This is a genomic window from Agrobacterium sp. rho-13.3, from assembly GCF_033957765.2.
Taxonomy (GTDB): domain Bacteria; phylum Pseudomonadota; class Alphaproteobacteria; order Rhizobiales; family Rhizobiaceae; genus Agrobacterium.
In genome coordinates this window covers 962,909-981,579 of the sequence record NZ_CP192774.1, presented here as the reverse complement: position 1 = coordinate 981,579, position 18,671 = coordinate 962,909, and the positions used below count along the sequence as shown (strand labels likewise).

28 protein-coding genes are annotated in these 18,671 nt (G+C 56.7%); 9 read left to right on the top strand and 19 right to left on the bottom strand.

All coding sequences use genetic code 11. The features are described from left to right. Positions 1–35: 35 nt before the first annotated feature. The 5 genes from RMR16_RS04935 (at position 36) to aat (ending at position 3,573) form a co-directional block, all read left to right on the top strand. Positions 36–326 (top strand): GIY-YIG nuclease family protein, encoded by a 291-nt coding sequence (locus tag RMR16_RS04935; RefSeq protein WP_320200089.1) that lies wholly within the window; start codon positions 36–38, stop codon positions 324–326. A 315-nt stretch (positions 327–641) separates the two neighbouring features. Next, the gene (gene aroQ / locus RMR16_RS04930; protein ID WP_320200090.1) at positions 642–1,079 is read left to right on the top strand and encodes a type II 3-dehydroquinate dehydratase; all 438 of its coding nucleotides are present in this window, start codon (positions 642–644) and stop codon (positions 1,077–1,079) included. Between the two features lie 28 nt (positions 1,080–1,107). Next, the gene (gene accB / locus RMR16_RS04925) at positions 1,108–1,593 is read left to right on the top strand and encodes an acetyl-CoA carboxylase biotin carboxyl carrier protein (protein WP_320200091.1); all 486 of its coding nucleotides are present in this window, start codon (positions 1,108–1,110) and stop codon (positions 1,591–1,593) included. A gap of 12 nt (positions 1,594–1,605) precedes the next feature. Further along, on the top strand, positions 1,606–2,949 hold the full coding sequence (accC, locus tag RMR16_RS04920; RefSeq protein ID WP_320200092.1) for an acetyl-CoA carboxylase biotin carboxylase subunit: 1,344 nt from the start codon (positions 1,606–1,608) through the stop codon (positions 2,947–2,949). Between the two features lie 3 nt (positions 2,950–2,952). Beyond that, complete coding sequence (aat, locus tag RMR16_RS04915; protein WP_320200093.1) at positions 2,953–3,573, top strand: leucyl/phenylalanyl-tRNA--protein transferase; 621 nt, start codon at positions 2,953–2,955, stop codon at positions 3,571–3,573. Positions 3,574–3,654: 81 nt separating this feature from the next. Here aat and RMR16_RS04910 read toward each other — a convergent pair whose 3' ends face one another. The 5 genes from RMR16_RS04910 to gatB all read right to left on the bottom strand — a co-directional run bounded on the left by RMR16_RS04910 (position 3,655) and on the right by gatB (position 7,374). After that, the gene (locus tag RMR16_RS04910) at positions 3,655–4,089 is read right to left on the bottom strand and encodes a DUF2155 domain-containing protein (protein ID WP_320200094.1); all 435 of its coding nucleotides are present in this window, start codon (positions 4,087–4,089) and stop codon (positions 3,655–3,657) included. Between the two features lie 148 nt (positions 4,090–4,237). Continuing rightward, on the bottom strand, positions 4,238–4,636 hold the full coding sequence (locus RMR16_RS04905; RefSeq protein WP_320200095.1) for an NADH:ubiquinone oxidoreductase subunit NDUFA12: 399 nt from the start codon (positions 4,634–4,636) through the stop codon (positions 4,238–4,240). 109 nt (positions 4,637–4,745) lie between these two features. Next, positions 4,746–5,219: a GNAT family N-acetyltransferase gene (locus RMR16_RS04900; protein WP_320200096.1), complete on the bottom strand. Its 474-nt coding sequence runs from the start codon at positions 5,217–5,219 to the stop codon at positions 4,746–4,748. Beyond that, positions 5,216–5,713 carry a GNAT family N-acetyltransferase gene (locus RMR16_RS04895; protein WP_320200123.1) on the bottom strand — a complete coding sequence of 166 codons (498 nt, stop codon included), beginning with the start codon at positions 5,711–5,713 and terminating at the stop codon, positions 5,216–5,218. The genes RMR16_RS04900 and RMR16_RS04895 overlap by 4 nt, the downstream gene beginning before the upstream one ends. A gap of 158 nt (positions 5,714–5,871) precedes the next feature. Then, positions 5,872–7,374, bottom strand: a complete 1,503-nt coding sequence (gene gatB, locus RMR16_RS04890; protein WP_320200097.1) for an Asp-tRNA(Asn)/Glu-tRNA(Gln) amidotransferase subunit GatB — start codon at positions 7,372–7,374, stop codon at positions 5,872–5,874. Positions 7,375–7,525: 151 nt separating this feature from the next. Between gatB and RMR16_RS04885 the strand changes: the two genes are divergently transcribed. Further along, entirely contained in the window at positions 7,526–7,858 is a 333-nt protein-coding gene (locus RMR16_RS04885; RefSeq protein WP_320200098.1) for a DUF1294 domain-containing protein, read from the top strand. Here RMR16_RS04885 and RMR16_RS04880 read toward each other — a convergent pair. The 10 genes from RMR16_RS04880 to RMR16_RS04835 form a co-directional block, all read right to left on the bottom strand. Further along, positions 7,840–8,349: a GNAT family N-acetyltransferase gene (locus RMR16_RS04880; RefSeq protein WP_320200099.1), complete on the bottom strand. Its 510-nt coding sequence runs from the start codon at positions 8,347–8,349 to the stop codon at positions 7,840–7,842. The genes RMR16_RS04885 and RMR16_RS04880 overlap by 19 nt on opposite strands. Positions 8,350–8,410: 61 nt before the next feature. Next, complete coding sequence (locus RMR16_RS04875; RefSeq protein ID WP_320200100.1) at positions 8,411–8,830, bottom strand: DoxX family protein; 420 nt, start codon at positions 8,828–8,830, stop codon at positions 8,411–8,413. Between the two features lie 25 nt (positions 8,831–8,855). After that, on the bottom strand, positions 8,856–9,326 hold the full coding sequence (locus RMR16_RS04870; RefSeq protein ID WP_320200101.1) for an SRPBCC family protein: 471 nt from the start codon (positions 9,324–9,326) through the stop codon (positions 8,856–8,858). Positions 9,327–9,415: 89 nt separating this feature from the next. Further along, positions 9,416–10,663, bottom strand: coding sequence for an RNA polymerase sigma factor (locus RMR16_RS04865; RefSeq protein ID WP_320200102.1), 1,248 nt, complete (start codon positions 10,661–10,663; stop codon positions 9,416–9,418). After that, the gene (locus RMR16_RS04860) at positions 10,660–11,034 is read right to left on the bottom strand and encodes a YciI family protein (protein WP_320200103.1); all 375 of its coding nucleotides are present in this window, start codon (positions 11,032–11,034) and stop codon (positions 10,660–10,662) included. The genes RMR16_RS04865 and RMR16_RS04860 overlap by 4 nt, the downstream gene beginning before the upstream one ends. Positions 11,035–12,081: 1,047 nt before the next feature. Further along, on the bottom strand, positions 12,082–12,573 hold the full coding sequence (locus tag RMR16_RS04855) for a GNAT family N-acetyltransferase (protein WP_320201905.1): 492 nt from the start codon (positions 12,571–12,573) through the stop codon (positions 12,082–12,084). Further along, on the bottom strand, positions 12,564–14,045 hold the full coding sequence (gene gatA, locus RMR16_RS04850) for an Asp-tRNA(Asn)/Glu-tRNA(Gln) amidotransferase subunit GatA (protein ID WP_320201906.1): 1,482 nt from the start codon (positions 14,043–14,045) through the stop codon (positions 12,564–12,566). Before gatA ends, RMR16_RS04855 begins: the two co-directional genes overlap by 10 nt. A 59-nt stretch (positions 14,046–14,104) precedes the next feature. Next, positions 14,105–14,392 (bottom strand): Asp-tRNA(Asn)/Glu-tRNA(Gln) amidotransferase subunit GatC, encoded by a 288-nt coding sequence (gene gatC, locus RMR16_RS04845; protein WP_320201907.1) that lies wholly within the window; start codon positions 14,390–14,392, stop codon positions 14,105–14,107. A 172-nt stretch (positions 14,393–14,564) separates the two neighbouring features. Then, positions 14,565–14,960: a hypothetical protein gene (locus RMR16_RS04840; RefSeq protein ID WP_320201908.1), complete on the bottom strand. Its 396-nt coding sequence runs from the start codon at positions 14,958–14,960 to the stop codon at positions 14,565–14,567. A 73-nt stretch (positions 14,961–15,033) separates the two neighbouring features. Then, positions 15,034–15,738, bottom strand: a complete 705-nt coding sequence (locus RMR16_RS04835; protein WP_320201909.1) for a metal-dependent hydrolase — start codon at positions 15,736–15,738, stop codon at positions 15,034–15,036. Between the two features lie 84 nt (positions 15,739–15,822). On the opposite strand from RMR16_RS04835, the gene RMR16_RS04830 reads away from it, so the two are divergent. Then, positions 15,823–16,125, top strand: coding sequence for an alkylphosphonate utilization protein (locus RMR16_RS04830; protein ID WP_320201910.1), 303 nt, complete (start codon positions 15,823–15,825; stop codon positions 16,123–16,125). Positions 16,126–16,134: 9 nt separating this feature from the next. Beyond that, positions 16,135–16,626, top strand: coding sequence for a Holliday junction resolvase RuvX (ruvX, locus tag RMR16_RS04825; RefSeq protein WP_320201911.1), 492 nt, complete (start codon positions 16,135–16,137; stop codon positions 16,624–16,626). Here ruvX and RMR16_RS04820 read toward each other — a convergent pair. The 3 genes from RMR16_RS04820 to RMR16_RS04810 all read right to left on the bottom strand — a co-directional run bounded on the left by RMR16_RS04820 (position 16,566) and on the right by RMR16_RS04810 (position 17,896). Continuing rightward, positions 16,566–16,895: a DUF6105 family protein gene (locus tag RMR16_RS04820; protein ID WP_320201912.1), complete on the bottom strand. Its 330-nt coding sequence runs from the start codon at positions 16,893–16,895 to the stop codon at positions 16,566–16,568. The genes ruvX and RMR16_RS04820 overlap by 61 nt on opposite strands. Continuing rightward, a complete protein-coding gene (locus RMR16_RS04815; protein WP_320201958.1) occupies positions 16,892–17,053 on the bottom strand; it encodes a hypothetical protein in 162 nt (53 codons plus the stop codon). Before RMR16_RS04815 ends, RMR16_RS04820 begins: the two co-directional genes overlap by 4 nt. A 198-nt stretch (positions 17,054–17,251) precedes the next feature. After that, positions 17,252–17,896: a TetR/AcrR family transcriptional regulator gene (locus tag RMR16_RS04810; RefSeq protein ID WP_320201913.1), complete on the bottom strand. Its 645-nt coding sequence runs from the start codon at positions 17,894–17,896 to the stop codon at positions 17,252–17,254. Positions 17,897–18,298: 402 nt separating this feature from the next. Here RMR16_RS04810 and RMR16_RS04805 point away from each other — a divergent pair, with 402 nt between their 5' ends. After that, a complete protein-coding gene (locus tag RMR16_RS04805) occupies positions 18,299–18,421 on the top strand; it encodes a hypothetical protein (protein ID WP_320201914.1) in 123 nt (40 codons plus the stop codon). Positions 18,422–18,455: 34 nt separating this feature from the next. On the opposite strand, the gene RMR16_RS04800 is transcribed toward RMR16_RS04805, so the two are convergent. Continuing rightward, on the bottom strand, positions 18,456–18,662 hold the full coding sequence (locus RMR16_RS04800) for a hypothetical protein (protein ID WP_320201915.1): 207 nt from the start codon (positions 18,660–18,662) through the stop codon (positions 18,456–18,458). Positions 18,663–18,671 lie beyond the last annotated feature (9 nt).

Below are 18,671 nucleotides of genomic sequence, written 5' to 3'. Positions count from 1 at the left end.
GTTGCAATCACCCTGAATACGTGCATAATTATCGCATGAAGGGTTACGTCTATATACTTGCCTCCAAGCGCAATGGCACGCTCTACACAGGCGTCACCAAAGATTTACCGAACAGGCTTTTTGAACACCAGAACGAACTAACGCCCGGCTTCACATCAAGATATAGCGTTAAAACGCTGGTTTGGTTTGAAGAATATGATCTGCTCACAACGGCAATCACTCGCGAAAAGACCATCAAAAAATGGCCAAGACAGTGGAAACTCAATCTCATTGAGCAGACCAATCCTGATTGGGGCGATATTTCTCACTACCTTCATGGGATATGAGTTTTCTACCGATATATCCAACCTTCCCTCATTCCTGTGCTTGTCACAGGAGTCCAGCCAGACCAAGTCTTTGGGCTGAAAAGACTCCTTTCCGCCGCGCAGACGCGCGCCGACTGGATTCCTGTCACAAGGACAGGAATGAGGGAGTGTGACCTAATGCCGGGAGAAAATCCTCCCATTCACCTTCAAAAACCCACACAAAAACACGCATAAACCCCAGAAGAGTAAGGACAACTTCCGCTTTGAGCGCTTCGGGGCTTTTCCTTCGCGCTCACGCGGTCTATAGGTGTCGCTGATTTTTTGACGGAACCGCGAATGAGCAACACGATCTTCGTCCTTAACGGACCCAATCTCAACATGCTGGGAAAACGGGAGCCGGGCATTTATGGCGGCAAGACGCTGAAGGACATCGAGAACGACTGCGTGAAGGCCGGCGAAGAGCTTGGCTTTGCTGTGGAGTGCTTCCAGTCCAACCATGAGGGTGCTCTGGTGGACCTGATGCATGAGGCAGGTGAACGTGCCGCCGGTGTCGTCATCAATCCCGGCGCTTATGGCCACACGTCGATTGCATTGCACGATGCCATTCGCGCCATCTCCGTTCCCGTGGTGGAGGTTCACATATCCAACATCCACGCACGCGAGGAATTCCGCCACAAATCGATGATAGCGCCCGCTGCAAAAGGAATGGTTTGCGGCTTTGGGCCATATGGCTACATCATGGCACTCAACGCCTTGAAAAATATCAAGGCATAAAAGAAACACTGAAGATATAGGGTTTGTCATGGCTGAAAAGAAAAACGGTATCGACAAGGAACTGATCCGCGACCTCGCGAACATCCTCAACGACACCGATCTTTCCGAGATCGAGGTCGAACAGGACGATCTGCGCATTCGCGTTTCCCGTGCAGCGCCTGCACCTGTTTATGCAACGGCACCTGCGCCACAATACGCGCCTGCCCCTGTTGCGGCACCAGCTGCTGCGCCCGTCGTTGCACCCGGCACGGCAGCCCCCGCTGCACCGGCCCGCAACCCGGCCAACACGGTCACCTCGCCCATGGTCGGCACGGTTTACCTGTCGTCCGCTCCCGGCGCGCGTCCTTTCGTTGAAGTCGGCGCGACTGTAAAAGAGGGCCAGACGATCCTCATCGTCGAAGCCATGAAGACCATGAACCAGATCCCTGCGCCCAAGTCTGGGAAGGTCACCGAAATCATCGTCAACGACTCTCAGCCGGTGGAGTATGGTGAAGCCCTCGTGGTCATTGAATAAGGGCTGATATCCATGGTTTCCAAGATCCTCATAGCCAATCGCGGCGAAATCGCCCTTCGTGTGCTGCGCGCCGCCAAGGAACTCGGCATCGCAACCGTTGCCGTGCATTCCACGGCAGACGCAGATGCCATGCATGTGCGTCTTGCCGACGAAAGCGTGTGCATCGGTCCGCCGCCATCGCGTGACAGCTACCTCAACATTCACCAGATTGTTGCGGCCTGCGAAATCACCGGCGCGGATGCCGTTCACCCCGGTTACGGCTTCCTTTCGGAAAACGCCAAGTTCGCGGATATTCTGGATGCGCACGGCATCACCTTCATCGGGCCAACCGCTGACCATATCCGCATCATGGGCGACAAGATCACCGCCAAGCAGACGGCGCTGGAACTCGGCATTCCGGTCGTTCCTGGCTCGGATGGCGAAGTGAAGCCTGAGAACGCTCTGGAAATCGCCCGCAAAATCGGCTTCCCGGTTCTCATCAAGGCGACGGCCGGCGGCGGTGGACGCGGCATGAAGGTCGCCAAGGACGAGTCGGAAGTCGAGGAAGCCGTTTCGACAGCTCGTTCCGAAGCGCTTGCCGCTTTCGGCAACGACGCCGTCTACATGGAAAAATACCTCGGCAAGCCACGCCACATCGAAGTGCAGGTGTTTGGCGATGGCGAAGGCAAAGCCATCCATCTGGGCGAACGCGATTGCTCCTTGCAGCGCCGTCACCAGAAGGTTCTGGAAGAAGCAAACTCCCCTGCTCTCACCGTTGAGCAGCGCATGAAGATTGGCGAGATTTGCGCCGATGCCATGCGCAAGCTCAAATATCGCGGTGCAGGCACCATCGAGTTCCTGTACGAAAACGGCGAGTTCTATTTCATCGAAATGAACACCCGTCTTCAGGTGGAGCATCCGGTCACGGAAGCCATCACCGGCATGGACTTGGTGCAGGAGCAGATCCGCGTTGCCTCCGGTCAGGGTCTTTCGGTCACGCAGGATCAGGTCGTGTTCAGTGGCCATGCCATCGAATGCCGCATCAATGCCGAAGATCCGCGCACCTTCGTGCCATCTCCCGGTACGCTCACCTATTTCCACACACCCGGCGGTCTCGGCGTGCGTGTGGATTCGGGCGCTTATCAGGGTTACAAAATCCCGCCTTACTACGACAGCATGATCGGCAAGTTGATCGTGCATGGCCGCACCCGCGACGAATGCATTCGCCGCCTGCGCCGCGCACTGGACGAGTTCGTCGTGGACGGCATCAAGACCACCCTTCCGCTGTTTCAGGACCTTCTGCAAAACGAAGACATTCTGAACGGCGATTACGACATTCACTGGCTGGAAAAATATCTGGCCGGCGACGCGAAGTAAGGCATGGGGCGGCGCGGCAGAAATAACGAGATCACCGTCGATATTCTGCTGCGCGCCTATTCCATCGGCCTGTTCCCCATGGCCGATGCGGCTGACGATCCGGAGCTTTTCTGGGTCGAGCCGGAAGTGCGCGGCATCATCCCGCTCGATGATTTTCACATCTCGAAAAGTCTGGCCAAGGCCATCCGCAAGAAGCCGTTCGACATTCGTTTCGACACGGCTTTCGAAGCGGTGATGGCCGGTTGCGCGGCAGAAGCCGCCGATCGGCCCAGCACATGGATCAACGAAACGATCCGCAGCCTTTACTCCGAACTGCACGCCATCGGCCACGCCCATAGCGTCGAAGCATGGGAAGGCGATGAACTCGTCGGCGGCCTCTACGGTGTTTCGCTTGGCTCCGCCTTCTTCGGCGAAAGCATGTTCTCTCGCCGCACCAACGCCTCGAAAATCTGCCTCGTGCATCTGGTCGAACGCCTGCGAGAAACCGGCTTCACCCTCCTCGACACCCAATTCACCACCGAACACCTGAAAACGTTCGGCGCGATTGATGTTCCGAAAGCGGAATATGCGAAGATGCTGGAGCGGGCGGTCGCGCCTGACGATCTGGATTTCGAGCGGCGTTAATACGGCACGAGCACGAAAGATTTTTTCAGCGATAACCACACCCTATTCCTGTGCTTGTCACAGGAATGAGGGAAAAATAAATCAATTCGTCTTAGCAGGCGCAGGAACATCCGATTCCTGCTGGCAGCCGGTCAGCCAGACGTCATAAATCGGGTGTTCGACGGCGTTGAGGCCGGGGCTGTCGGCGAACATCCAGCCGGTGAAGATGCGTTTGATTTTGCGGTCGAGGGTGATTTCATCGACCTCGATGAAAGCGTCGATCTTCTGGGCTTCCGTATCGTCGCGGGAATAGCAGACCTTCGGTGTGACCTGAAGTGCGCCGAATTGCACGGTTTCGTTCAGGTAGACATCGAACGATGTGATGCGGCCGGTGATTTTGTCGATACCGGAGAAGACGGCCACGCGGTTTTCAAGCCGGGCAGCGGACACGGGAGAGACGAGGCCGATGGCGGGCAGAAACGCGACAAGCGACACAGCCAGCGCACGCAAAGAACGATCCCGCGTGAATTTTCCCATATCGAACCGTCTCCAGAAAGATGCCCCGCACCAAGTCAACAAGGGCTAACGCCTACAGGCGGAATGTGGCGAAAACGGGTGGCTTGTCGGGTTGATCTGGCTCGAAAATGAACCATCCAACAACAACCTCAGCCACCTGCCGCCGTTATCAGTTGCCCGGTGTCCAGGCGTCGTAGTCGCCGGTGACGCGTGGGCGTTCGCCCGGAACAGCCAGCGAGCCCGGTGGACGGTAAGCCTGAGCAGAACCCGTCTGGTTTGGCTGGTGTGGCTTCTGCCACTCACGTGCCGTGTAGGTTTCCTGGCTTGGTGGCGTGTCCGTGCGGTAATGCATCCAGCCGTGCCAGCCGGGCGGAATAGCAGACGCATCCGCATAACCGTTGTAGATCACCCAACGGCGCGGCATGCCCCAGGACGTGGTGCCGCCTTCGTAATAGGTGTTGCCCAACTCGTCCTGTCCGACCTTCTTGCCAAAACGCCAGGTGTGAAACCGCGTTCCAATCGTCTGGCCATTCCACCAGGTGAAGATTTGCGTCAGGAGAGTCTTCATTATCCGTTCCTCGGGCTTGAGTGCACTGCGGCGATTTGCGGTGCGCAGCACATCAACAGCTTATGCCGCCCCATGCGCCTGTTGTCCAGTATTTCCAGCTATCTTGCTGTTATTTCAGTTTCATGCTGAAGCCGAAATGCCGCTTCTCGAATCCAAGCCGCTCATAAAAGCGATGCGCATCCAGCCGCGCCATATTCGATGTCAGCTGCACGGTTTTGACACCAAGCCTTCTGGCATCCTCAATGCACTGACCGATCATAATCGCACCGATTCCGCGGCCGCGCATATCGGCCCGCGTCTGCACCGCCTCGATGACCATGGACAAAGCGCCACGGCCCACCAGTTTGGTCAGCAATGCGGTCTGAAACGTGCCGATCACCTCGCCGTCGAGCTCCGCCACATAAAGCGTCTCATTTGGTGATGCGGTAATGGCGTGAAAGGCCGCCAGATAATCAGGCAGCGCCGATGGGTCCGTCGTATCTCCGTGTCCACCAATGTCGTCAGCGGCGAACATTGCAGCCAGCGCTGGAACATCATCCTCACGGGCAAGGCGAATCAGCAGATTTTCAACGGTGTCATTCATCGGGTCAGCGTTTTTTCCATCACAATACCGGACATGCCTTCAACACCGGCCATGCGCTCGACTCGGTCCACTTCGGCAAATCCAACACCTTCATAGAAGGCAATTGCGACAGTATTTTTAGGCTCGACCTCAAGACGCATAATTTCCGCATCGGGAAAACACGTTTCAAGTTCGGCGAAAATATCGCGCCCGATGCCCTGACGCTGGAAATGCGGATCGACATACAGCTGGTGCAGCAGCGCCGTCTTGACCATCTTGCTCGACATGGCGGCATAACCCATTCCGGCAATGCGCTTGCCGTCATCAGCCACCAGAAACTCACCGCCTTTTTTCAGGACACGTTCTTTGATGGACTGCGCGGAGTGCCAGCCGGTGATGAGCTGTTTCACCTTGTCCGCACCGTAGATCGGATCGTAAGTAGCGTGCCACGTGCGGGCGAGAAGCGCCCTCACCTGTTCGATATCACGCTCGCTGGCTGTGCGAATGAAAAACACCATTTCTCTCCGTCTCAAAACAGAAAAGCCGGGATCACTCCCGGCAGACTTTTCAACACCGGAAGTCAGCAATTGCTTGCGTCAATCCGGTTTCATCCCCACTCCGTCACCCCGGACTTGATCCGGGGTCCAGTGCGGAATGACGGAACAGAGTATCCTTACTCTTCAATCCCCAACTTCGCCTTGACCAAGTCCTGCACCGCCTGCGGGTTGGCTTTACCACCGGTTGCCTTCATGACCTGACCGACGAACCAGCCGGCGAGCGTCGGCTTTGCCTTGACCTTCTCAACCTGATCCGGATTGGCAGCGATGATCTCGTCCACGGCCTTTTCGATGGCGCCAGTGTCGGTGACCTGCTTCATGCCACGGCTCTCAACGATTTCGGCCGGGTTGCCGCCTTCGTTCCAGACGATTTCGAACAGGTCCTTGGCAAGTTTGCCAGAGATCGTGCCCGATTTGATAAGATCAATGATCCCACCGAGCTGCTCTGCGGACACTGGTGTGTCTTCAATGGACTTGCTGGACTTGTTCAGCGCGCCCAGAAGATCGTTGATGACCCAGTTGGCGGCAATCTTGCCATCGCGGCCTTCGGCTACGACTTCGTAATAATCGGCAATCGCCTTTTCCGACACGAGAATGGACGCATCGTACACGGAAAGGCCAAGTTCGCTGACGAAGCGGGCCTTCTTGTCATCGGGCAGTTCCGGCAAGTCCTTGCTCATCTTTTCGATGAAGGCATCGTCGAATTCCAGCGGCAGCAAGTCCGGGTCCGGGAAATAGCGATAATCATGCGCATCTTCCTTGGAGCGCATGGAGCGCGTTTCGCCCTTGCCGGGATCGAACAGGCGGGTTTCCTGATCGATGCTGCCACCGTCTTCCAGAATGGCGATCTGGCGACGGGCTTCGTATTCGATGGCCTGACCGATGAAACGAATGGAGTTGACGTTCTTGATTTCGCAACGCGTGCCGAACTCGCCGCCCGGTTTGCGAACCGACACGTTCACGTCGGCGCGCATGGAGCCTTCGTCCATGTTGCCATCGCAGGTGCCGAGGTAACGCACGATGGAGCGCAACTTGGTCATGTAGGCTTTCGCCTCATCGGACGAGCGCATGTCTGGCTTGGAGACGATTTCCATCAGGGCAACGCCTGATCGATTCAAGTCCACGAAGGACATGGTCGGGTGCTGGTCGTGCATGGACTTGCCGGCATCCTGCTCCAGATGCAGACGTTCAATGCCGATTTCGATGTCTTCGAAATTGCCCTGACGGTCTGGTCCGAGCGAAATGACGATCTTGCCTTCGCCGACAATCGGATCCTTGAACTGCGAAATCTGGTAGCCCTGCGGCAGATCCGGATAGAAATAGTTCTTGCGGTCGAAGATGGAGCGCTTGTTGATCTGCGCTTTCAGGCCAAGGCCGGTGCGCACGGCCTGCGCCACGCATTCTTCGTTGATCACAGGCAACATGCCCGGCATGGCGGCATCCACCAGCGACACGTTGGAGTTCGGTGCATTGCCGAAGGTGGTGGACGCGCCGGAGAACAGCTTGGAATTGGAGAGAACCTGCGCGTGAACCTCCATGCCGATGACGATTTCCCAATCGCCGGTGGCGCCGGGAATGAAGCGTTTCGGGTCTGGTGTGCGCACGTCTACAAGGGTCATATCAAGCTCTTAAGATACGGAAAATCTGTCTGTGGTGAGGTAGAGCAATTGGCACCGTGGCGCAAGGCTTGTCGCGCCTTACCGGCACAAGCTGTGACTTTTGGCGCAGTTGAATATCATTTTTTTACAATTTTGAATCTCAATACAAAGCATGATGACGATAGCTCTTTCCCTCGCAACCTACCTCGCCTTCAACCTTTTCGTTTTTCTCCTCTACTGGTGGGACAAGGAAGCGGCGAAGAACGGTGAATGGCGCATTCGCGAAAGCACGCTGTTGTGGCTGGCGTTTCTGGGTGGCAGCGCCGGTGCGGTCTGCGCGCAACGCCTGCTGCGCCACAAGACGCGGAAGGAACCGTTTCGCAGCATTCTCATCACCATCATCATCGTGCAGATCGGCCTCGTTGGTTCGTTGGCGGTTGTGCCGGATTGGCCGATGAAGCTTTTCCATAGTCTGGAAACGATGGCTCAGAACCCGAAGCCGTAAGAATCACGAACCGTCTCCACAAGCTGCTTTTGCAGGCCGATGGACTGCACATCGCGGTCCAGCTTGACGGAATATTTGAGTGACAGCCAACTGACGCCGTAGCCGTGTTTGCGAAAGAAGGAGACGGCCTGATCGTTCTGGGCGTGGCTTTCCAGCTTGGCGGTTTCAAAGCCGCGTCCGATAATTTGTCGTTCTATGTCTTGTAACAGAACGGCGCCGATGCCGCGGCGCTGGTAGCTGGGGTCGATCCAGAAATCGCTGATCTGGTTGTCGAAATTTTCCCGCGCCGCCCAGCCCACGAATGCGCCATCCAGTGCGGCCACGGTGATGGACTGCCATGAGGATTGCGCGAAGTTGCCGAAGGCGTGGCGGGCATTGTCACGCAGTTCTTCCGTCACCCCGATTGCCGACGTGGCGTTTTCCCAGGCCCGCAGACCGATGGCTGTCAGAATGGCTGCATCACCTTCTCTGGCTGGGTGAATACTGATCAAAACGCCTCTCCATGCTTGCCGTGAATAAAGCATTCGCGAGGCGATTCGACCAGTATTGCCCTCAATGGCTCGGCCGGAATGGGATCAGCATTCTGAGCAGGTCCGACCGCAGATACAGACCGCCCCACGCCAGCAGCCCCAGATAGACGCCGAAGAACATGTGCGTGAACAGCGGACTGCCAACCCGCAGATGCGTGGCGATTGCGCCGCCCAGCAATCCGGTAAGCAGAATTGCGCCCAGCACCGATGTGCGCGGAATGGCGTAGAGAAGCGCGATGAGCAGCGTCATGATGCCAAGCCCACGGGCAAGCGATGGATCACCCGAATAACCAAGCGCAACCATGGTTTCCGTCACAGGCGCAATCGGCACGAGTTTGATTGCGCCATCGAAGATCAGAAAGGCAATAACCAGCCCGCTCATGACGGACCCGGTCAGCGTCTGCCAGCGCGGCAGAGGCGTGGAGATTGCAACGTAAGACATGGCGTGATCCTCCCCTGTTTTCACGTTAAAGCGTTGCGACGAGGGCGGCGAGCTGGTCTGCGGCCATTCCCCAGCCTTCGTGGAAGCCCATGTCTTCGTGGGCTTTTTTGTCTTCCGCAGTCCAGTGGCGGGCGATGGCAGTGTATTTGGTGCGGCCATCGCCGAGGTCTTCGAACAGAACGATGCCGGTCATGAACGGCTTTTCCGACGGCACCCAGGCGCTGGTGTAAGCATCGGTAAACACCAGCTTTTCATTGGGAACGACATCCAGATAGACGCCGCGGTTTTCAACCACTTCGCCGTTGGGACCGGCCATGACGATGAGGCTGGAGCCGCCGGGGCGAAGATCGAGCTGCGCCTGGGAAACGCCCCACGGCTTTGGGCAGAACCATTGTTTCAACAATTCAGGATCGCTCCATGCCCTGTAAAGCTTCTCACGCGGGGCATCGAATTCGCGCATCAGCACCAGATCATGGGCTCCGTGATGGGTTGTCATGGTCGTTTTCCTTTCGCTTGTTGTGGTTCATCTGTTGATGATGCTGCAAGGACGTGTGGGGACACCGAAAGCCGACACGGTGCCGGATATTATTTTGTATTTTCCAGAGAAAGCTTGTCCAGCTGCTGGCGGATATGGGCGGCTTCCGCCGTGGTGTTGGCCAGCGCTATGGCGCGGTTGAAGGCCTCACGCGCTTCCACGGCCCTGCCCGCCTGCATCAACAATCCGCCGCGAACGCCGTGGAAATAGAAATACGCATCCAGCTTGTCATCCAGCGTTTCAAGCACCTCAAGTGCTGCCTCCGGCCCGTCAACCTTGGAGACGGCCACGGCGCGGTTCAGCGTAACCACCGGCGACGGTTGAATGTGTTCCAGCGCCTGATAGAGCAGATCGATGCCGAACCAGTCGGTATCCTTTGCCGTGACCGCGCGGGCATGAAGTGCCGCAATGGCCGCTTGAAGCTGGTAAGGTCCGGGCTTGCGGTGGCGCATGGCTTTATCCAGCAGCGCCAGCGCTTCATCGATGATGGGCCTGTCCCATGCATCGCGGTCCTGATCGTCCAGCAGGATAATGTCACCGCCTGGTGAGAACCTTGTGTTTCGGCGGGAATGTTGAAGAAGCATCAGGGCCAGCAAGCCCATGATTTCCGTTTCCGACGGGAAGATGCGCAGCAGAATGCGGGCCAGCCGGATGGCTTCTTCACAGAGGGCGGTGCTGTTGGGGTTGGAAATGGCCGCCGAATATCCCTCGTTGAACACGAGATAAAGCATGGCGCAGACCTTGCCGAACCGCTCCTGCCGCTCCCATGCACTGGGTGTTTCAAAGGGAACGCCCGCTTTCGCCACACGGGCCTTGGCGCGGGTAATGCGCTGTTCCATCGCCGCATCGCTGACCAGAAAGGCGCGGGCAATCTGCGTGACGCTGAGGCCGGAGACGATGCGAAGGGCAAGTGCGATCTGCTGGGTGGAGGGCAGATCCGGGTGGCAGCAGACGAACATCAACCGCAGAATATCATCCCGGTAATTGGAGCTATCCAGCCGTTCGGCCATATCGGCTTCCGCATCGGAAAGGTCCGACAGCACATCCTCATCCGGCAAAGGGACGGATTTGGAGCGTTTGCGCAGGGCATCGACGCCGCTGTTGCGGCCCACAAAGATCAACCATGCTGCGGCATCCCGCGGCGGGCCTTTTTCCGGCCATGTCCGCACGGCGCGAAGGCACGCTTCCTGAAAGGCTTCTTCGGCCATATCCAGATCACGGAAATAACGCAGCAATGCGCCCAGCGCCTGCGGACGCGCCGCCGTGAGAGCAAGGTCGATCCATGCGATGTCTGTCATTTGGGTGCGCCTGTGGGGTGAAAGACGTAGAATGGCCGGATTTCATAGGAGGTGGAGCCGGGATTGACGGCGGACAGTTGCTTGGCGAAATCCACCGCCTCATCCAGATTTTCCGCATCCACCGTATAGAAACCGAGCAGCACTTCCTTGGTTTCAGCGAAAGGACCATCCAGAACCAACGGTTCTTCCTTGCCCTTGCGAACGGTGGTGGCTGTGGTGGTCGGCATCAGCCGCCCGGTGGGACCAAGCTTGCCTGCCTTCGCCAACGGTTCCTGAACCGCATAAAGCTTCTCCATGACAGCCGCCTCCTCTTCCTTGGACCAGGCAAAAACGGTGTCTTCATCGGCGTAACACAGGATGGCGTAGTGCATCTCGATCTCCTTCTCCATTGTAAGACGAAGAAGTAACGCGCCAGCCGACACGGTGCAGCATTTTTTTAAACGAAGATGCGGGTTCGTGTTGGTGTGTCGCATATCTCCTTTTCAAATATCCCGGCCGAACCATAAACAAGCTTCGCCGTTCACGCGGCAGGGTCTGCCCGTGGTTTGATCTTCTTCTATTTCCACCGCCTTATTTTCGCATCGGATTATCCGAAAACCGCTTCACACTTTTCGGTCCGATGCGCTCGGCCATGGTATGTCGGACGGGGCGCTGCAAGCTGCCTCGTAAGGGGTAGAATAAAATGACACCTCGCGGCGCCCCGTTCAGCGGTTTATGCTCGTGAACTCGGCCGATCTGCCGGGGCAGACAGACATGGTGTTCCTGCTGCGCGGGAACATGCTGCCGGGAAAACCGCACAACACTTGCCGCACCGTCGCTGCTTCACTGGCCAACCAGCCGGACGTGAAACACCGAAACCATGTCTGCCCACCCCGTTGCATGCTGCGCAAGCAAACCCGGCGCACTGACTGGGACTGGTGCATGGTCAAAGGTCCGACTTTGCCCCTGCACCTCCCTTGTCGCCGGAGGTGGCCATTCTCACGAACCCTGAAGGATGAGACTGTGCGTCGTCTTCCCACCCCCAGCGCCGGCCCCGCCTCGCCAGAACGCCTTCTGGTGTATCCGCGACGGAACGGGGATAGTGTGCAGCAGGTTTGGCGCGTGTGGAGAAAGTTGCGAAAATTTCATAAAGGGGGTGCGGTTTTTGGTTAGGGTTTTGATTTTAATGTTTAATTGTCTTGAATGTGGGGTGTCATAATGGGCAGGCCTCACCCACCGTCCTCATGCTGAGGCGCGCAGGCGAAGCCGGAGCCTCGAAGCAGCCGTTGGTTGGCGCATGTCGCCCGCATCCCTCGTCCTTCGAGGCCCCTGCGGGGCACCTCAGGATGAGGGCTGCTACCGTCGCGCCGATAGCCTCATCCCAAAGCACAAAAAGGCCCCGCACGTTCGTGCAGAGGCCTGAGTCCAGACAATAACGATCAAAGCAGCTTTTCAAGCCGAACTTTCTGGAGTTCCACCCGCATGCTCTGCGACCACTGAGCACCCCGCCAAACGATACTAAACCCACAGCGTTCATAAAGACGGATTGCTGCGCCGTTGGCTGCGTGGGTTGAGATTTTTGCGAGGTGCAGGTTGGCGCGGCGCATTTGGTCGATGAAGTGTTCGATCAATTGCCTGCCGATCCCGTTTCCTTGCCAGTTGGGGTCAACCCAAAGGTCGGAAATATAATCTGGCTCTTCACCGCGAGCGCCCCAGCCAACAACCACGCCGTCTTTGTCCGCAACGACGATATCGACGTCAGCATCTTGAGCGAAACATTCGAACTCTCCACGCACGCGCTCAATCACGACAGGGTCGAGGTAGCTCTCTTCGAAAGCATCACTGGATTGCCATGCCGCAAAACCAACGAGGCCGACCGTTTTACGGTCGGCCTCGGTTATGGCTCGAATTTTGAGACCGCTTACCACCACTTGGCAGGCGTGAACTTGCCCGCTGCCTGTTCAATCGCATAGGCCGTCTTGAACAAGGTCTCTTCCTCAAACGGTTTGCCGATGAGCTGGAGGCCGAGGGGGAGACCCTTGCCGTCCAGACCGGCTGGCACGGACAGGGCTGGCAGACCGGCCATGTTGACGGTGATGGTGAAGACGTCTTGCAGGTACATCTTGACCGGATCAGCCGCCAGTTCCTTGTCGCCAATTTCGAAGGCTGACGATGGTGTGATCGGTGCCAGCACCGCATCCACACCTTCGTGGAAGACGTTTTCGAAGTCGCGCTTGATGAGGGTGCGGACCTTCTGGGCTTTCAGATAATAGGCGTCGTAATAACCGGCGGATAGCACGTAAGTGCCAACCATGATGCGGCGTTTGACTTCCGAGCCGAAACCGGCGGCGCGGCTCTTCTCGTACATGTCAGCAATGTCCTTGCCATCCACGCGCAGGCCGTAGCGAACGCCATCGTAACGGGCAAGGTTGGACGAGGCTTCGGCTGGAGCGACGATGTAATAGGCTGGCAGCGCGTATTTCGTGTGTGGCAGCGAGATATCGACGACTTCGGCACCGGCGTCTTTCAGCCATGCCACGCCCTGCGCCCAGAGTTTTTCGATTTCTTCCGGCATACCATCCACGCGGTATTCCTTGGGGATACCGATCTTGAGACCCTTCAGGGACTGGCCAATGGCCTTTTCATAATCCGGCACCGGCAGGTCAACGGAGGTGGTGTCCTTCGCATCGACGCTGGCCATGGATTTCAGAAGAATTGCGGCATCGCGCACGTCGCGGGCAATCGGGCCTGCCTGATCGAGCGAGGATGCATAGGCAACAATGCCCCAGCGCGAGACGCGGCCATAGGTTGGCTTGATGCCGACGGTGCCGGTGAAGGCTGCGGGCTGGCGGATGGAGCCGCCGGTATCTGTGGCTGTTGCGCCAGCGCACAGGTGCGCGGCAACCGCAGCGGCAGAACCACCGGAAGAGCCGCCGGGAACGAGCTTCGTTTCCGAACCATTGGCACGCCAAGGGTTGACGACCGGGCCGTAATAGGAGCTTTCGTTGGACGAGCCCATGGCGAATTCGTCCATGTTGAGCTTGCCGAGCATGACCGCACCATCATCCCACAGGTTTTGGGTGACGGTCGATTCGTATTTCGGCTTGAAGCCGTCCAGAACGTGAGAGCAGGCCTGCGTGTGGATATCGCGAGTGGCGAACAGATCTTTCACACCGAGCGGAATGCCTTCCAGCGCACCGCCATTGCCAGCGGACAACTTGGCATCGGACGCCTTTGCCATCTCGCGGGCCTTTTCAGGCGTCACTGCGACATAGGTGTTCAGCTTTTCATTGGCGGCATCAACGGCACTCAAATAGGCATCCGTCAGTTCGACGGCGGTGAATTCCTTTGCCTTCAGTTTGTCACGCGCTTCGGCAATGGTCAGGCTGGTCAGGTCGGTCATATCGGCAACGGCTTTCGAATTTTTTTAAGATCGGACGGGCGGGAGTAAAGCTAGAATGCTTACTCGACCACCTTCGGAACGAGGAAGAAATTGCGGTCTGTGTTGGGCGCATTGGCAACGATATCGTCGGCCTTGTTCCCGTCATTCACCACATCGGTGCGCTTCTTCATCGCAACCGGGGTCACGGACGTCATCGGCTCCACGCCATCCACATTGACTTCCGAAAGCTGCTCCACGAAACCGAGAATACCATTCAACTGGCCAAGCATGGTGTTGGCTTCTTCTTCGTTGACGGCAATACGGGCAAGGCGCGCAACACGCTTCACGGTGGCAAGATCGACGGACATGGTTCTACTCCGGTAGGTATTTTCCTAACGCTATAATGTCCATGTCCGTCATTCGCAACCGGGATCGGTTTGGATTAGGCCTAAATCGCCTGAAGCGTACCAAGATCATCGAGATTCAAGCAGCCCATTACCCAGCAATTGTTCCATAGCGTTCGAAATCAAAAAATGATGACTAGGCTGGCAGAGGATTTGCCTCGTAGTGACCTCTGTAAAAAAATAACGCATCCTTCTCCGCATCGTTCAATTTGATACGGTCCATTTCGTTTTCCAGCCTCGACTTACGATCTAAGCCGATGAAAACGTCGTGTATTTGAATTGGCAGCGGCGCGACGGATTTTATCCTGCACGAGATCGCTTTTGGGCGAATGTCGGATGCTGGCCACTCTCCAACTCCAGTTTCGCGGTCGAACTCGAACTTGAGCTGCGTGGTAATGGTCCTGACCATAATGGTGGTCGATGTGACAAGCTCTACCAAACAGATCAGCGGCAGGCCATCATCACTGGTCGCGTAGAAAATGTCCCCGCCCACTATTCGACCGAGAATGTCTTTCCGATTATGAATAGGCATTACTCCTCCATAGATTCAAAACTGGACCAGATGTGTAATTATTAGGTCCAGCTCCGTTGCCTAAAATTTCAAATCAGAACGAGAGCACCTGACCAGCGTTTGGCGTATCGACGCGGGTTTCCGAGCCGTCCATCCCCGCTACGAACTTCTCCGGTGTCTGATCGATGATGGGGAAAGTGCCGTAGTGGCAGGGGATGACGTTGCGGAATTTGAAAAAGCGCTGGCAGGCCAGAGCCGCGACCGCGCCGCCCATGGTGAAGCGATCGCCGATCGGAACGAGGCCGATATCCGGCTCGTGCAGTTCCTTGATCAAAGCCATATCCGAGAAGATATCCGTATCGCCCATGTGGTAGACGGTGGGGCCATCTTCGAAATGCAGCATCAGGCCGTTGGCGCTGCCCAGCGAATGGGAGGTGCCGTCTTCGGTAATCTGCGCGGAGGAGTGCAGCGCGTTGGTGAAGGTGGCGGAGAAACCATCGAAGGAGATCGTGCCGCCGGTGTTGCCCATTTCCAGCTTCGACACGCCCTTGGAGCCGAGCCATGCGGCGAGATCGGCGTTGGCCAGCACGGTTGCGCCGGTTTCACTGGCGAGTTGAATGGTGTCGCCTACATGGTCGCCATGACCGTGGGTCAGGAGAATATGGGTGATGCCGCTGGCGGCATCCTTGGCATTCTGGTCCGCAAAACCTGGATTTCCAGTGAAGAACGGGTCGATGAGGATTTTCGCGTTTCCGGTTTCAATGCGGAATGCGGAGTGGCCGAGCCAGGTCAGTTTCATGGAAGTTCTCCTTTGTATTGCTGGTATATTGTGACATAGGACACGTCATGCAACCGCCCCTCAGACTATTTTGGAACTGCGAACATGGCCGCTGATGATGACGAATATGTGTATGACGAAGCGACTGGTGAATGGCGCCCGGCTTCTGAAATAACGGCACAGACGGCTGCCGCCAATGAAGTTCGCGATGCGGCAGGCAACCTTCTGGTGGACGGAGATTCCGTGTCGCTTATCAAGGATTTGAAGGTCAAGGGTGCTGGCACGACGCTGAAACAAGGCACGGTCATAAAGTCCATTCGGCTGACGGACAATCCCGAAGAGATCGATTGCAGGCACGATGCCATCAAGGGACTTGTCTTGCGCACGGAATTCGTTCGCAAACGCTGAGGTAAGACTATGGCAACGCTGACAATCGAAGAGCTGGCCGTTTTCCTTCAACCGGGACAGGCCATAGCCGGGCTGGACCTTGGCACGAAAACAATCGGTCTTGCCATGTCCGATCTTTCGCGCCGTTTTGCCACGCCGCGCACCGTTATCAAACGCGTGAAGTTTACGCCGGATGCGCAGGTACTGCTGGATTTTGCGCAGAAGGAAAAGGTTGCGGCCTTTGTGATCGGCCTGCCGATGAACATGGATGGTTCTGCGGGGCCGAGGGTTCAGGCGACACGCGCCTTCGTGCGCGCCATGAGCGAGAAAACCGACCTGCCCTTCGTTTATTGGGATGAGCGGTTATCCACCGTTGCTGCCGAGCGGGCACTTCTGGAAATGGACGTATCACGCGCCAAGCGGGCCGAACGCATCGATTCGGCAGCCGCCAGCTTCATTCTTCAAGGCGCGCTGGACAGGCTATCCGGGCTTGGCAGAGAAGCAGCAGCCTTGGAAGACTGACGTGCGCGCCACCAGGCGGCAATCTGCTTTCTCTTGCGAAACGCGATGATCGCGAACACAATCAGGCTATCGACCGCAACCGCCCGCACGACCAGCGGCGGAATTGTTTCCGGTGGAATGCCGAGAATGTTTCCGTAAACGGAAAATACCAGATCATGCGCCTGCCGTGTGAGCATGAAAATGCCGAAGCTCATGTCGTAATAGGACAGCGAGTACCAGCTGCTTAACAGCACGATGGGACCGGCCCAGAGAATCAAAAACCACTTCATGCCATCTGCTCCCGCGCAAACAGGGTGTCAGGAACAGCAGCAATAACCGCCCAGCGCAGGCAGGCCATAAGGCACAGATTGACCGTTGGAACGTCAATGTCCAACGGCAGCATGGCGAAGAACGTCATCATGACGATCAAGGATATCCATCGGGTCACGGCGGTTCCTTATTCACGCGCCCACAGGCACATGGTTAACAATTCATTAACATCATGATCTCACCACCGCGCACGGGCAAACAAAACTTGGCTTTATGGTTAACGAAAACCGTGCGGCTGTGGATAAGTATGACGTAACAACGCGCCAAGGGGCCAGACGGCCCCAAAATAAATTAGATAAAACTAATATTTATTGAATCAGCCGTAAACGCCGCGCACGATGCGCTTCACCGCTGTACCGATTTTATCCCAATCCCTGGCATTTTTCAGCGCAACACCGGCAAACTGACCGTTGGTGGCAGCAGCGATGACAAGGTGCTGGATGGCGGCAAACAACACGGCATTGACCGCTGCGGTATCGACGCCTTTCGGTGCCTCAAGCGAACCGCGCATTTTCTCCAGCCATTTGGCCAGCGCCTTGGCGCGTGCATCGGCCAGTTGTTTGACCTGCGGCGTGTTTTCAGACACTTCCCACGCGATGATCTTGCACACCAGCGGGTCACTGCGCAGCGCTTCAATGTAATAAAGCGCCAGTTTCTCCATCAGATCGCCGTAGGTCAGCAGAAACATGCCGCCGGTATCTTCGGGAATACGATCCTTCACCCATGAGCCGAGGTCTTCGCCAATCGCCGCGATCAGCCCCTCAAGGCCACTGAAGTAACGGTAGATCAGCTGCTTGTCGCACCCCGCACGCCGCGCCACGGCATTGATGCCAAAGCCCTGAAAACCCTCTTCCGCCAACAATGCCTTTGCCGCATTGAAAATCGCCTTCTCGGTCGCAGCGCGATCCTTGACGCGCTTTTCCGGTGCAGTCTGGGCAGCAGTGCCATCGATGGCCAGCATGGTGCGAGCGATTCTCCGTGTGGTGACTTGGACAACGGAGTTAGCAAAGGGTTAACGATGCGGCAATGCGGGGATGGTTTGGAGGTGAAGGTTTTTGTGGATGACGTTGGACATGCTTCCCATCATCACCTTCATCCACTATCAATTTCAACCCATAAGGGAACAGAGCAGCCACCACATGACGCTGATACACAACGAACGCACAAAGCTACTTGCGAATTCTCTTGATAGAGCTTCAACGGCATGTGTTGTCGCTGGACTTATTGCGCCTGCTGCAAGCATAGCAAGCCATATATCCGGTTCCCCCGCAATGTCTGTCAGCACAGCTATTGGAACCGTGATTTGGCTTTCCGCCGCAGTTGCATTACATTTGCTGGCAAGACGTACCCTTGGAGGGTTGAGATGACTGGAATGGAACTTTTCTTCTATATCGCCTTGCCAGTGACAATTGTAACCGCTGGCTGGATCGCCGTGCGGATCAATGAACGCAATGACAAAAACCATCGCATTCACCCCGGTGAGTGATTAACGTCACCGCCTTTGTCTGGGTGCAATGAGGTTATTCCGAGTGGCCTTCGACATCCGGAAATTTGCCCTTATGCATCAAAGCCTGATCAGCGCTGCCCAATACAGACAGTAAACTTTCTAGTTCATCGTCAGTAACGTCCACAAAGCGCCCCTCTTTTAGATCGAGGAAGCCTAGCTGCACAGCCTCCTGTAAAGCTCGCCGCTTGGCGACTTCGAGGCTTTCTCGTGGCTCCGCCATTCTCAAACT

Excerpts from the sequence above, each read along its gene's own strand:
- RMR16_RS04840 (WP_320201908.1), bottom strand. The coding sequence starts at position 14,960 with ATGCCTATTCATAATCGGAAAGACATTCTCGGTCGAATAGTGGGCGGG.
- RMR16_RS04885 (WP_320200098.1), top strand. The coding sequence starts at position 7,526 with ATGATGACGATAGCTCTTTCCCTCGCAACCTACCTCGCCTTCAACCTT.
- RMR16_RS04860 (WP_320200103.1), bottom strand. The coding sequence starts at position 11,034 with ATGCACTACGCCATCCTGTGTTACGCCGATGAAGACACCGTTTTTGCC.
- RMR16_RS04805 (WP_320201914.1), top strand. The coding sequence starts at position 18,299 with ATGACTGGAATGGAACTTTTCTTCTATATCGCCTTGCCAGTGACAATT.
- RMR16_RS04910 (WP_320200094.1), bottom strand. The coding sequence starts at position 4,089 with ATGGGAAAATTCACGCGGGATCGTTCTTTGCGTGCGCTGGCTGTGTCG.
- RMR16_RS04830 (WP_320201910.1), top strand. The coding sequence starts at position 15,823 with ATGGCCGCTGATGATGACGAATATGTGTATGACGAAGCGACTGGTGAA.
- gatA (WP_320201906.1), bottom strand. The coding sequence starts at position 14,045 with ATGACCGACCTGACCAGCCTGACCATTGCCGAAGCGCGTGACAAACTG.
- RMR16_RS04875 (WP_320200100.1), bottom strand. The coding sequence starts at position 8,830 with ATGTCTTACGTTGCAATCTCCACGCCTCTGCCGCGCTGGCAGACGCTG.
- RMR16_RS04870 (WP_320200101.1), bottom strand. The coding sequence starts at position 9,326 with ATGACAACCCATCACGGAGCCCATGATCTGGTGCTGATGCGCGAATTC.
- accB (WP_320200091.1), top strand. The coding sequence starts at position 1,108 with ATGGCTGAAAAGAAAAACGGTATCGACAAGGAACTGATCCGCGACCTC.
- aroQ (WP_320200090.1), top strand. The coding sequence starts at position 642 with ATGAGCAACACGATCTTCGTCCTTAACGGACCCAATCTCAACATGCTG.
- RMR16_RS04820 (WP_320201912.1), bottom strand. The coding sequence starts at position 16,895 with ATGAAGTGGTTTTTGATTCTCTGGGCCGGTCCCATCGTGCTGTTAAGC.
- RMR16_RS04835 (WP_320201909.1), bottom strand. The coding sequence starts at position 15,738 with ATGAAACTGACCTGGCTCGGCCACTCCGCATTCCGCATTGAAACCGGA.
- ruvX (WP_320201911.1), top strand. The coding sequence starts at position 16,135 with ATGGCAACGCTGACAATCGAAGAGCTGGCCGTTTTCCTTCAACCGGGA.
- RMR16_RS04905 (WP_320200095.1), bottom strand. The coding sequence starts at position 4,636 with ATGAAGACTCTCCTGACGCAAATCTTCACCTGGTGGAATGGCCAGACG.
- gatB (WP_320200097.1), bottom strand. The coding sequence starts at position 7,374 with ATGACCCTTGTAGACGTGCGCACACCAGACCCGAAACGCTTCATTCCC.
- aat (WP_320200093.1), top strand. The coding sequence starts at position 2,953 with ATGGGGCGGCGCGGCAGAAATAACGAGATCACCGTCGATATTCTGCTG.
- accC (WP_320200092.1), top strand. The coding sequence starts at position 1,606 with ATGGTTTCCAAGATCCTCATAGCCAATCGCGGCGAAATCGCCCTTCGT.
- RMR16_RS04810 (WP_320201913.1), bottom strand. The coding sequence starts at position 17,896 with ATGCTGGCCATCGATGGCACTGCTGCCCAGACTGCACCGGAAAAGCGC.
- RMR16_RS04900 (WP_320200096.1), bottom strand. The coding sequence starts at position 5,219 with ATGAATGACACCGTTGAAAATCTGCTGATTCGCCTTGCCCGTGAGGAT.
- RMR16_RS04800 (WP_320201915.1), bottom strand. The coding sequence starts at position 18,662 with ATGGCGGAGCCACGAGAAAGCCTCGAAGTCGCCAAGCGGCGAGCTTTA.
- gatC (WP_320201907.1), bottom strand. The coding sequence starts at position 14,392 with ATGTCCGTCGATCTTGCCACCGTGAAGCGTGTTGCGCGCCTTGCCCGT.
- RMR16_RS04935 (WP_320200089.1), top strand. The coding sequence starts at position 36 with ATGAAGGGTTACGTCTATATACTTGCCTCCAAGCGCAATGGCACGCTC.
- RMR16_RS04865 (WP_320200102.1), bottom strand. The coding sequence starts at position 10,663 with ATGACAGACATCGCATGGATCGACCTTGCTCTCACGGCGGCGCGTCCG.